Raw genomic sequence first — 12,248 nt, 5'->3', positions numbered from 1 at the left:
GTTGACTGTTAACGGTTGACTGTTGACTGTTGACTGATACCAAATCCCGCTTAAATGCTCCCTCAATCTCTTAGTCTGCGGAGGCAGACTTTGTTTTTATAGTAGCGATTTCAATCGCCAAATCATCTACAAACCGATTGCTGATTCAAAGCCCTGTTGGTGCGATTGGCTCAATGTCTGGGTCAAATCCTCCAACTTGATTTGTGCGAATTATCCACAAAAATGCTCCCTGTTTTAAGAAAATTTTGGCGATTTCATCTTGGGTGCGCCTGGGTAACATTGTGCGGTAACTAATAGCAGCTTTTATCAGGTTCACTATACCGACAAAAAAGGTTTTTTTCAGTTCCGCATCAATCCCCGCCAATCTTGCATTTTTCCGCCAATCTGGACGGACAATGCCGAGGGGCATTAATACTTTTTCTAAACTATCTCCTAAAGCTACTAACTGGTGAAACCTTTGGGTTTGTGCGTCGGTAGGATGTGTTTTCAACCAGTCTTGTATCTGAGGATTTGACTCTATTTCGGAAGTGATTTTTTTAATTGTCGCGTAAATTGCCTGACTTGAATCTTGAACGCAAGAAGTTGCTGGGGTGACTAAACTCGCGCCGGTGCCGTCTCCGCTGCGGTAACGGGCCATCATGATATCTAGTTGCTGGTTTAATTCGGTTAAAGGCGACAAGGTGATGCCGTCAAAATCATAGTCGCAACACACGCAATCTAATTTACAGATGATATCGCAAACCGGGCGATCGCCCAACCAGCCGCGCTGCAAGTCTCCCATGTAGCTTTGCCATTTGCTGGAACCGGCAACAATTCCGTCGGGATTGTGGGCGTAAACTTGTTTGTATTCTATGTCAAAACGCAGTTCGCTGGTAAAGCGATCGCGCACTACTTTTGCTACTCCCAAAGCAAAATGTCCGGTGACAATCCCCAGCGGTGGCCGTTCGCCTTTTTTGCCGCCGATACCGCCGAAACTGTGAATCACTATCCCGATATCTCCTTCTTGCCAAGGAGATATTGAATCGTTTTCTGTAGCCTCATTTGGGGTTAACAATACTCTTTTTGCTTGCCCTTTTTGGGCTGGTGTATTTTCCCAATTTTTGTTGCTTAAATAAGCCAGAGATTTTTTGAGACCGAAATATGTTTCATCTGGTGTTAATTGGGCAATTTTGCGGGGTTCGATTGCCTGTACTACAAACATATTTTCTGCGTCTCTTTCGCCGTAAATGTACCAGCCGTCTGGATTTAAGGGGGATTGTTCGATCAGGTGATTGGTAAACCTCGCTACGCCATTTTTGTCGGGCTGTACTTTTGGAATCCGAATAATTTCGGCGGCGCCGTCAAATTGTTGAGATGTTTTGTTGAAATGCCGGACAATAAATTGGTCGCTGTCAGCTTCTTTTCGCTTTAAAATTGAGACTAAGGCGCAGAAACGTCCGATAATTTGTACTGGTTCGCGATCGATCGTGAGTTCCTGGCGATCGCTGCTGCTATAATTAATTGCAATCACCGGCCGGCGTAGCATCACAGTCACGCTGTCTTCGAGTCTGCTGCCTGCTAGAGTTTCTAAAGGGCCGACATTTCGCCAGCCGTTCAATCTATCTGGATGGATGTTGCCAGATTTTTGACTTTTTTTAGTTTCTTGTGTGAAGTTTATATCTTGACTGACTGCGTGGACAAAAAACTGTACTTCGCGATTTGTACTCCATTTCAAAAATGCTGTTTTGCCAATGAAACTTTTATATTTTTTGGGGGCATTTATTACTTCCAAAAAAACTGTACCGTAAGGCTGGCGCTGTTCGTTTGATGGCAAAATTAAGCGCCCGTGCCAAAGAGCGATCGGCTTGTATAGATAGGCAACTGATGCTGAATTTTCGCAAATTATCTCCGGCTCAAAAGCTATTGAAATATCGCTTTTGCCTCCAAAAATAGTAGCAGTTAAATTGCTCTCACTTTCTACAAATCTGGGCTCTAAAAAAACTTTTTCAGGGTGTGAAATGTTAGCGGTTAAATGACCAGTTTTTCTTGTAAGCGAGCGTCTAAAGAAGTTAGGGTTGTCCAATTTTGCCTGCAACCAATTGAGGAAAATGCGAATAAAAATAAACGCTGTTAACCCAAAAACAACAGCTAAAATAATCAGCCCTAGAGTCAAAATGAATTGGTTGAAAGACTGACCTGACACTAAAAAAATAGTTGGCCATATCAAAGAAAATGCCGCCATAATATCTAAAAACGAGTTTTAGGTTCGATCCAGTCTGTGCTGGCTTGACTGCCGAAAACTAGGGGTTTGTCCTCGGTGACAGGTACCGTTTGCCCTGTCATATCAACTACACAAAGAGGCCAAGATCGATCGCCCAAATTGCCAGCGCGGAACAGAACTTGTCCGGGACAAACTTGACTCCAACCCAACAATACAGCATGAGTGTAAAGACTGCGAGCCGGAGCAACGGTATAAGTGTAATTATCATTTTTGTCCCAAATGACACCGTAGTCGGACATATCGGAAGAGTTGAAAAGTGCTTCAAATTCGCGGGCGAGAATGCGGGAACCGTCTTGATTCCAAGAAACAGGCACTAAAATGGCGATCGTCCCGGACATATCTGTATCCTCGCTACCATACATCCCACTTTCGGCCAGTGGCGAAGCAGCCGCCACTGTTTGCAGTTCGCCGGTTTTGAGATTTTCCACAAACATGACGCTGCTAACCCGACACCGGGAGAATTCCGGCTGCACTTGCAACTCAATTCGACTGTAAGCTGCGTATTGGCCGTTAGTTGATACTAGGGATGGACTGCGATAATAGCGGAGGCCTGTGCCGGCAGTGGAACTCACTTTAGCATGAGTGGCACTAATCCATTCCCAAGGAACGGGATAAGGGCTATTTAAAGGGTCAGTCATCGGTTTTTTTTCCAAAAATTTTACTGAATTATCCAACAGATTCAGGCTGGCACGCAACAGACTAGAAACCAGGTTTCTGCCTCAATGCTTCGCCACTAAACCCCAGATTTATAGAAACCGGGTTTCTTTTTTAGATTTTAGATGGGAGAGCACATCTCAAATCTCAAATCTCAAATTTCCAATCGGATAGGTAAGATAGTATCGAAATTAATCTGGTATGTACACCGAGAGGGATGAAATATGACGCGATCTTTTAACCAAAAACCTTCAATCCCCCCCACTCGCGTCTCTAAGTCGCGGGGAAAAGGTTGGCTTGTACTGTCACTGATTTTTCGACTGCTACTGCTGGGGGTGGGCAGCGGTTTTGCGTGGGTTTTGGGGATGGCGATCGCTCAAATTTATCCGTCAGGCGCGACGGAGATGCCGCTGGCAGAGAGATTGCTGCGTGTAACCCAAAATTTGACCTCCAGCCCGAAACGCGCCCCAGCAACGCCAATTCCGGCGCTCCCGCCACCAACGGCTACACCGACTCCCCAGTCAAAAGTCAGTCCTGCCCAGAGAGAGAAATTGCAGTCGGATTTGAGACAGTTGCAGGGCGAACTCAACGCGCTGATTGGCCGCACGGCGGCTTTGGAGAGTCAGTTGGGCAGCAGCCGCCCGACGGAAACTTTGGAAAAACGTTTGCAGTTGATGTCGCGGGAATTGGCGGCACCGGAAACGGCGACAAGTATTGCCCCTGCTTTACCGGCGATCGGCAGCAGCCCGAGTCTGAAACTTGAAACGGTGAATACTGCGCCACAGAATGCCAATAATCCGGTGTTTGGGGGGGATGGGCTGATGGTGACTCTACCCAGCGATGTTTTGTTTGATACTGGCAGCATTTCTTTGCGCGCGGGAACTAATGCGATTTTGGACAATTTGGTGGCGGAGTTGGGCAACCACCAGGGGGCAACTGTGCGCGTTGCGGGCCACACTGACGACGCGGGGGAAGCGGCGGATAATCGCAATGTGTCGTTTGCGCGGGCTCAGGCTGTGGTGCAGTATTTGTCTGGTGTGCTCGGTCAGAAGTATCATTGGGTGGCGATCGGCTATGGGGAAAGTCGCCCTTCGGTGGATAATAGTTCCGATACTAATCGGCAGCGCAACCGTCGCATTGAAGTGGCAATTAGTCCTTAGTCAGCGGACTTGTGGATACTAGATTTATTGCATGAATCTTTGATTGATAGTCAACTGCAGATGTAAGGCAGATAAACACGGATAAACGCAGATAATTTCCACAGAGGTGAGCGAATGCTGGCAATTGGAGTCTACTGTGTTGAATTCTCAAGGCGTAAGCTGCTGTCACGCTGAAGGTGTAAGAGGTGGCAAGTCAGAATTATTTTTAGCCTGATCTATTGCCTCTCGATGTTCGCTCCTAAGTTTTGGTTTTAAATACAAGTTCTCAATCAAAGCTGCCACTCCCGCAAACCAAGGTGGCACAATTACAGCTCCAATAATTCCTAATACTTGAACGCCGCCCAATACAGACAGCAATTGATATAAAGGATGCACACCCACCGATGAACCAACCAGCAAAGGATCGAGTACGTAAGTTTCTAAATTCTGGATTATTACAAATAACAGTAATACCCACAAAAGTACCCAGCCACCTTTAGCTAAAGCTACGATTAATGCTGGTACTGCTCCCAACACGGGGCCGATGAAGGGAATCAAGTTGGTAACACCTGCGATCGCACCCAAGCCTAAAGCAAATTCCGGCATTCCCAAAATGCTCAAACCTGTGGTAATAAATATCCCTAGAATGCCCGAAACTAACACTCGCCCGCGAATATAACTCCCCATTCTTTGACCGATTGGCGCGGCTTGTGCAGCTAATCTTGTGTCCCAAGGTTTAGGGAAAAATTGCACCAAACTTTTGATTAATGTGTCGCTGTCGGCAACCATGTAACCTGAAATAAATAATGCTAAAACTAGGCTGAAGACCCCACCTAGAATGCCTCTCGTTAAACTGTACGATCGCAAAACCAGTTGTTGACTCGATCGAATCAGCCAATTAGTCAGCGATTGAGTATCCACCAACTGACCCACCAAGGTTGGGGCATCGTCGGTTAGGCGACTCAATACATTAGTTGCCACAGTTCGCAAACTTTCGACATAAACTGGTAACTGCCGCAGCAGTAACTCTATTTGTTCGATGACCGTCGGCCCTATTAACACTACCGTCCCGCTAAATCCGCCGATGAGAGTTAAATAAACCATAATCACCGCCAGCCAGCGGGGAACCCGCATGGTTTCGGCCCAATTAACGATCGGGACGATCGAAGCAGCCAGCACAACTGATATCATTAGAATTACTAGCAGGCTCCGCAATTGCCACAGCAGCACTAGCAGCAAGGACGATGCTACAATTAGCAGCAAGTTAGGTAAAGAAATAGTTATCCGCTGTTCTGACATAATTAAGTAATAAAGGTTTGTATTCGCGCTTATGTCTTCCCGCAGGGCGGGTTTATTTATCTTATCAGTTACCACATATATGTCGGGTAAAACTCGCACCTACTCATATTATAATAAAAACTAACATCGGCACAAAAAAATAATATGCAACCGCAATATTCAACCCAAGATTTCTCCACGATGTCGTCTATAAAATCACCAACGCTGTTTTACGAATGGCAAAACTATCGCTGTGCTTATGATGTTTATAACCCAACTACTGCGACAGAAGATAGCATCCCTTTGTTATTAATTCATCCGATTGGAGTTGGTTTGTCAAGAATCTTTTGGCATAGATTTTGTGAGAGTTGGTACAAAGCAGGGAACACTAATCCGATTTATAATCCCGACCTGTTGGGCTGCGGCGATTGCGAAATGCCGGCTGTCGCTTGCTATCCAGACGATTGGGCCGCACAGTTGCAGTATTTCTTGGAAACTGTAGTCAAAAAACCTGCGATCGTACTCGTGCAAGGTGCTTTACTGTCTGTAGGCTTGGCTTTAGCAAAAATGCAGCAGGAAAGCGGATCAAATTTAATTCGCGGCTTAGTTCTCGCGGGGCCTCCAGCTTGGGCGGTAATGAACAAACATTCGACCGCAAGACAGCAAAGAATTGTCTGGAATTTGTTAAATTCTCCCTTGGGAAACGCTTTTTACCGCTACGCCAGACGGGCTGAGTTTTTGCGTTCTTTTTCAGTGAAACAACTGTTTGGCGATGCGGCAAAAGTTGACAGCGAATGGTTGGATGCTTTGCAGGCTGGGGCGGCAAATCCTGACAGCAGACACGCGGTTTTCTCGTTTTTAGCGGGGTTTTGGCGGCAGGATTATAGCGGTACGATTCAAAAGTTCGATCGCCCCGCACTCATTGTGATGGGAGAAAAAGCCTCAAGCATCAGTCAAGCGGGTAAGGAAGAGAAACCGGATGAAAGATTGGCGCAATATTTAACAACTTTTCCCAATGCTGAGGGTTTATTAATGCCCGGGCGCAATGTTTTACCCTATGAATCCACAGCACAATTTGTCGCGGCTGTTGCGGAGTTTGTCAATGGGAGTTTTTAACCGCAGATATCAGCAGATGAACACAGACGAACGCGGATGGAATTTCATCTGCGTTCATCCGCGTTTATCTGCGGTTAAAAAACTCTAAATTTCAACTGCGATGCCAGATGGTTGTACCATCTTTTTGATCGATCAGAGTAATGCCCCGATCCTTAAGTTCGTTGCGGATGCGATCGCCCTCAGCAAAATCCCTCGCCTTTCGGGCATCTTTCCGCTGCTGAATCATCACTTCAATCTCCGCATCACTCAAACCGTCAACAGCATCATTGCTATCACTTTCCGGCTGAACTTCTAAACCCAAAACCCCCGCCAAACTCACCAAAGTCACCCATTTTTGCTGCAACAATTCCGGTGAAGTTTCTGTTTTGCCTTGATGCACTAAAACATTGCCTTCCTTGCCCAATTCCTTAGCCAATTCAAACAAAACAGTCAAAGCGCCGGGAGTATTGAAATCATTATCCATAGCTGCTTGAAATTGCTGGACTAATGTGTTATGTTCTCCCGTCAATTTATCAATTTTCTCAACATCCCAACCGAGTTTAGATCCCTGTTGACTGCCAAAAAGTAAGCCTTCCTTAAGAGTGTGCCAACCATTTCGAGCGCTAGCGATCGCCTCTTCGGTAAAATCTATTTGACTGCGATACTGCGCCATCAACACAAACAGCCTTACCGCCATCGGTTCCACCGCTTTTGACTTCTCGCTTCCTTCATTCTTACTCCCCCCCTTACCAAGGGGGGGGTTAGATTCCAAATCCCCCGACCAATTCCCATCCAACAAATCGCGAATTATAATAAAATTGTGCAAAGATTTCGACATCTTCTTGCCGTTGACCGTCACAAAAGCATTGTGCATCCAATAATTAGCAAGTGACTTGCCAGTCGCCGCTTCAGATTGAGCAATTTCGTTTTCGTGGTGCGGAAAAGTTAAATCGGAACCGCCGCAGTGAATGTCAATAGTTTCGCCCAAGCAATCGCGCACCATCGCCGAACATTCGATGTGCCATCCGGGGCGACCTTTTCCCCAAGATGAATCCCAAGCAGGTTCTCCCGATTTAGCGCTTTTCCACAGGGCAAAATCAGAGGAATCTTGCTTTTTTTGAGCTTCTATTTCTGCGGTTTCCAATCTACCGCTAGCCCCAGCCTGCATTTCTTCCAACTTGCGGCCCGAAAGTTTTCCGTAATCGGCAAACTGCCTCACGTTGTAGTAAACGTCGCCGCCGGAGGCATAGGCATAACCTTTATTTTCTAATTCGTGAATCAGCCGTTTAATGCCGTCGATTGTATGGGTGGCGCGGGGATATTCATCGGCCCTGAGAATATTTAGCTTGTCCATATCTGCAAAATATTCATCGATGAAGCGTTCCGCCACAGCTTCCATTGTGGAATTAGTTTCGCGGGCGCGGTTGAGAATTTTGTCGTCAATATCTGTAAAATTCTGCACGTAGCGCACATCGTATCCCCGCCACATCAGATAACGCCGCACCATGTCCCAAACAATGTAAGCGCGGGCGTGGCCGACGTGGCAGTAATCGTATACCGTAACGCCGCAGCAATACATCCGCACCTTTCCTGGTTCTAGGGGTTCAAAAGGTGATTCGCGACGGGTCAAGCTGTTGTAAAGCGTTAGAGTCATTCGATTTTAGATTTTAGATTTTAGATTTTAGATTTTACAAGATTTAGGCAGAACCTCTATGTGTAGGGTGTGCAGGGCCCACCTTACCTGTATCAGTAGCGCGTCAAACCATTTTTGCGTTCAGGAGTGTGGGTTTGTAGTGGCGATCGCCGGTTAGCGAAGCTTGCAAAATACGCTCTGCCCACTGCGAGCCTAGCAAATTTGGTACTCAATCTCCTCTATCCATAGTACCGTCCCAGCCGACTCAATCTCACATCTAATTCGTATCAGGGAATCTTGACAATAGTTTCGGTGCCGATCCCCACCCACGCCACATTGTCAAGATTTCCTGACATATTGATCCCCAAAATCACGAAAATGCGTATAAGTACCCAGGATTGAGGCAAAAGACCCCTTGACCCGATCGCAACTTGTCTGCAACATTAAGTCATGACAAAGCGATCCCAAAGAAATGCTTGGATTTAAGCAGCCCTGGGAGTCGAATAGCGCGTGTGCTGCCAGCAGAGCGTTGCTAGCAGCACCGATCGCACTCACAAAATCGATCTTGTCAATCAAGAATCGACAGATAAAGCTTTATTTAGATCGGGCGGTGCGCGCAGAAGCCAATAAGTCCAAACCCCCGATCGAATGGGGGACAAGACAAGCTAAAAACAAGCAAGGCTTCAAAGGTTGGAGAGATTTGGAAGCTCGATAATATGTGGATTTAAAAGAGTTTCTAACTCAAAAAGTCAACACATTTGTGTTGAAAGAAAAAAATCTAACCCGCCATCCTAAATTAGTGGAGAACCAACTCATGGCAAAAGAACGCCCACCATTAGAAGAGATGACTTTGCGACAACTCCGCAGAGTTGCTAGCGAATGTGGAGTCTCTCGCTACAGCCGGATGCGGAAATCGCAACTTCTGGCATCAATTCAAGAAATTCAACGCACCAAATTTTCCTACAGCCCATCTCGCAAACTAGAGGCACAAGAAGCAGTGGAAGCAGCAAAGTTTGAACTCGGTCAAGAAGATAGAACAGGCGGTTCTTTGTCGTCTGTAGATGAAGGTTTAGCAGATTTGCCAAACGGCTACGGCGAAAGCCGGGTGGTTTTAATGCCCCGCGACCCAGAATGGGCCTACACTTACTGGGACATTCCCAACGATCGCAAAGAAGAATTGCGTCGCCAAGGAGGACAGCAACTCGCCCTGCGGATATACGACGTTACAGATGTTAACCTAGACATTCAAAGCCCGCACAGCATTCAAGAATATCCCTGCGACGAACTGGCGCGGGAATGGTACGTGCCAATCCCCGTGAGCGATCGGGACTACGCGATCGACATCGGCTACCGCTGTGCAGATGGCCGCTGGCTGGTATTAGCTCGATCTGCAGAAGTCCGCGTTCCTCCCGTCTATCCCAGCGACTGGATTGAAGATCAATTCATCACCCTCGACTGGGAAGAAGAATTGCAAGGCAAAACCTTCGCCGAACTGGTTCCTCCGGCCAAGAAACTCGCACAAGCAGTCAATGGCGGTGGTTACAGCACCAGCAACGCCATCTACGAACAAATATTCGGCATGGCAGAATCTGCCGAAGCCCTGCGCGTAGCGGGTTCTGTCTTCGGTTCCATGCAGCACGTTGCCGGTTCCGTCCAGCAAGTTGGCATCCACGAACAAGCTCTCAGTTCCTACGTGTTCCCCTCCGGCGTCGGAATGTGGGCGGCTCCCACCATGTCCGGCCTCACCACGTCGGGTGTGGGTATGTCCGGCCTCACCATGTCGGGTGTCGGTATGTCCGGTCTCACCATGTCTGGTTTTGGTATGTCCGGTGTCGGTATGTCGGGAGTTGGCTTCGCCGCCCCGATGCGCCCCCGCCAGTTCTGGTTAGTTGCTGATGCCGAACTGATCGTCTACGGGGCCACCGAGCCTGACGCTACCGTCTACGTAGGCGGACAGCCGATTAAACTCAATGCTGACGGCACTTTCCGCTTCCAGATGTCCTTCCAAGACGGCTTAATCGACTATCCGATTTTTGCAGTAGCAGCAGATGGCGAACAAAACCGCGCCATCCACTTGAAATTCAACCGCGAAACCCCAGAACGGCGCACCAATACCAAGCAGGATGCTGTTGTGGAATGGTTGGGCTAATCGCAAAGGTCGATCGAGCAACGGGCGATCATGCAGGTTTGTGCCAATTTTTTAACCATCACAAGGCATAGCCTCAGCCGATCGTGATTTGTTAAGGTTAATCCCAGACAACAACCCATAACACCCCCTATACACCGTTCTCCTGTTTTGAGGAGCGGTGTTTTTTGTATTTAGGACTTACTTGAAAACCGGGTTTTTATAATAGAATAGCTCGTCGATTGGGCGATCGACAAAAGTTATACCAATGCTTAAAAGTACGGATAAATATAGATTGTATGCGAGCATCTGTAGGGACTTAGGTCAAGCCTAAGTCCCTACTTTGTTTCATCTGAGATATTGCACAATTCTCAATTACTTGTTGAGGAACAGGCTTTCCGGCCTGTTCCACAAGAGATGAATTTCCTTGTGGAACAGACCGAAAAGCCTGTTCTTGACAATAGTGCAAGATGTGAGTTTCATCCGATTGACAACTGCTAGCTTATACAACTTTCTCAATATCTCTCTATAGATAGATGTCTACTTAACTCCCCTTCGCCAGACTTAAAACAAAATTTGCATTCTTCAGTCAAGCATTATTAAGTAAGCTAAAGTTTACTTAAATTTTTATTGCACAAACTCGCTAAATCCAGCGAAACAAAAGAAAGCGAGTTATGAGAGAAAGAAGGCGATCGCACTGCCATTTCTCAAAAGCAAATGCAAAAAATAAATTCCCCGCAGCAACGAAGCCAGAAGCGTCCCCGTCTTTTAGCCTTATTTGCTGTCACATTAGCCGCCGTCTTGCTTTTATTTATTCTGCCGGCACTGACTCAACAGCCAGTCGTGCTCACCATGTTAATGCAAGGTCAAGACCTTGTTAACTGGAAACCCTTTGTCAAAGAATTTGAACAGAAAAACCCCGACATTCGCATCAACCTCATAGAAGGACCTTTCGACAGCAACCTCATAGAAAATCTTTACACATCTGCCTTTCTTTTAGGCGAATCGCCCTACGACATCATCAACATGGATATTGTCTGGGTTCCCAAATTTGCAGCCGCAGGTTGGGTAAGCGATTTGACAGACAAAATTCCCCCGGAACAACTTTCAAAATTCATCCAAGGTAACGTCGAAGGCGGGCGGTATCGGGGCAAACTTTACCGAATTCCCCATGCTTCCGATGCCGGAATGCTTTATTACCGCAAAGACATTTTAGAACAAGCGAAAATTCCAGCCCCGAAAACCTTTGAAGAGATGGTAAAAATCTCTCAAAACTTGCAGAAACAGGGAAAAGCAACTTGGGGTTATCTGTGGCAAGGTAAACAATACGAGGGAGTATCTGCGATGTTTGTTGAAGTGCTCTCCGGTTTCGGCGGCTTCTGGGCTAACCCGCAAACTTTTGAAGTTGGGTTAGATAAACCCGAGGCAATTAAAGCAGTGGAATTTCTCAAAAATACGATCGCCTCTGGCATTTCTCCTCCGGGTGTCACCACCTACGGCGAAGAAGAAACCCGGCTGTTGTTTCAAAACGGCAAAGCGCTGTTTTTGCGAAACTGGCCGTATGTTTGGAAGCTGGCAAATGCCGAAGGATCGAATGTTAGAGGCAAAATTGCGATCGAGCCAATGCTCAGCAGTACCGGTCAAACAGGCGGTTCCTGCTTGGGCGGCTGGGGCTGGGGAATTGCCAAAACCTCAAAACATCCAGAACAAGCGTGGAAAGCAATTCAGTACCTTACCAGCGAGGAAACCCAGCGCAAATTTATTATACAAACCGGTTTAGTTCCCAGTTACAAATCCCTATTTACCAACAAAGAAATAGTTGCAAAATATCCCCACTACCCGCAACTGCTAAAAGTAGTGGAACGGTCAGCTTTGCGCCCGCCCCTGGCACAATACGCTCAAGCTTCTGATATTTTGCAGCGTTATTTGAGTTCAGCTTTTACCGGGAGAATGAGTGCAGAACAAGCAATGAAAGCAGCAGCTAGCGAAACTCGTAATTTATTAGGCAGTTTGAAACAACCCCAAGCTTCGTAAATTTGACATCTTGCCTCTGTCAGAAACAGG

General features: G+C 46.9%; 8 protein-coding genes. 4 read left to right on the top strand and 4 right to left on the bottom strand.

Annotated features, from left to right (window positions below):
- Positions 1–145: 145 nt before the first annotated feature.
- Both QUA42_RS21075 and QUA42_RS21070 read right to left on the bottom strand, forming a co-directional pair.
- Complete coding sequence (locus QUA42_RS21075) at positions 146–2,152, bottom strand: abortive infection protein (protein WP_333139767.1); 2,007 nt, start codon at positions 2,150–2,152, stop codon at positions 146–148.
- 74 nt (positions 2,153–2,226) lie between these two features.
- Entirely contained in the window at positions 2,227–2,898 is a 672-nt protein-coding gene (locus QUA42_RS21070) for a hypothetical protein (protein WP_333139765.1), read from the bottom strand.
- A gap of 240 nt (positions 2,899–3,138) precedes the next feature.
- Here QUA42_RS21070 and QUA42_RS21065 point away from each other — a divergent pair, with 240 nt between their 5' ends.
- Complete coding sequence (locus QUA42_RS21065; RefSeq protein WP_333139763.1) at positions 3,139–4,074, top strand: OmpA family protein; 936 nt, start codon at positions 3,139–3,141, stop codon at positions 4,072–4,074.
- A gap of 165 nt (positions 4,075–4,239) precedes the next feature.
- Here the strand turns inward: QUA42_RS21065 and QUA42_RS21060 are convergent, their stop codons facing one another.
- Positions 4,240–5,352, bottom strand: a complete 1,113-nt coding sequence (locus tag QUA42_RS21060; RefSeq protein WP_333139761.1) for an AI-2E family transporter — start codon at positions 5,350–5,352, stop codon at positions 4,240–4,242.
- Between the two features lie 144 nt (positions 5,353–5,496).
- Here QUA42_RS21060 and QUA42_RS21055 point away from each other — a divergent pair, with 144 nt between their 5' ends.
- Complete coding sequence (locus tag QUA42_RS21055; RefSeq protein ID WP_333139759.1) at positions 5,497–6,447, top strand: alpha/beta fold hydrolase; 951 nt, start codon at positions 5,497–5,499, stop codon at positions 6,445–6,447.
- Positions 6,448–6,538: 91 nt separating this feature from the next.
- Here the strand turns inward: QUA42_RS21055 and cysS are convergent, their stop codons facing one another.
- On the bottom strand, positions 6,539–8,080 hold the full coding sequence (gene cysS, locus QUA42_RS21050) for a cysteine--tRNA ligase (protein WP_333139757.1): 1,542 nt from the start codon (positions 8,078–8,080) through the stop codon (positions 6,539–6,541).
- A gap of 793 nt (positions 8,081–8,873) precedes the next feature.
- Between cysS and QUA42_RS21045 the strand changes: the two genes are divergently transcribed.
- Both QUA42_RS21045 and QUA42_RS21040 read left to right on the top strand, forming a co-directional pair.
- On the top strand, positions 8,874–10,208 hold the full coding sequence (locus QUA42_RS21045) for a DUF4912 domain-containing protein (protein WP_333139755.1): 1,335 nt from the start codon (positions 8,874–8,876) through the stop codon (positions 10,206–10,208).
- Between the two features lie 693 nt (positions 10,209–10,901).
- Positions 10,902–12,218, top strand: a complete 1,317-nt coding sequence (locus tag QUA42_RS21040; protein ID WP_333139753.1) for an ABC transporter substrate-binding protein — start codon at positions 10,902–10,904, stop codon at positions 12,216–12,218.
- Positions 12,219–12,248 lie beyond the last annotated feature (30 nt).

Origin of the sequence: Microcoleus sp. Pol11C2, from assembly GCF_036701505.1 — a bacterium.
Taxonomy (GTDB): Bacteria; Cyanobacteriota; Cyanobacteriia; order Cyanobacteriales; family Microcoleaceae; genus Microcoleus.
The sequence above is the reverse complement of the archived record's forward strand: the minus strand, read 5'-3'. Positions and strand labels throughout refer to the sequence as shown.

Coding starts and splice junctions, on each gene's coding strand:
- QUA42_RS21070 (WP_333139765.1), bottom strand. CDS start 2,898: ATGACTGACCCTTTAAATAGCCCTTATCCCGTTCCTTGGGAATGGATT.
- QUA42_RS21065 (WP_333139763.1), top strand. CDS start 3,139: ATGACGCGATCTTTTAACCAAAAACCTTCAATCCCCCCCACTCGCGTC.
- QUA42_RS21060 (WP_333139761.1), bottom strand. CDS start 5,352: ATGTCAGAACAGCGGATAACTATTTCTTTACCTAACTTGCTGCTAATT.
- QUA42_RS21055 (WP_333139759.1), top strand. CDS start 5,497: ATGCAACCGCAATATTCAACCCAAGATTTCTCCACGATGTCGTCTATA.
- cysS (WP_333139757.1), bottom strand. CDS start 8,080: ATGACTCTAACGCTTTACAACAGCTTGACCCGTCGCGAATCACCTTTT.
- QUA42_RS21045 (WP_333139755.1), top strand. CDS start 8,874: ATGGCAAAAGAACGCCCACCATTAGAAGAGATGACTTTGCGACAACTC.
- QUA42_RS21040 (WP_333139753.1), top strand. CDS start 10,902: ATGCAAAAAATAAATTCCCCGCAGCAACGAAGCCAGAAGCGTCCCCGT.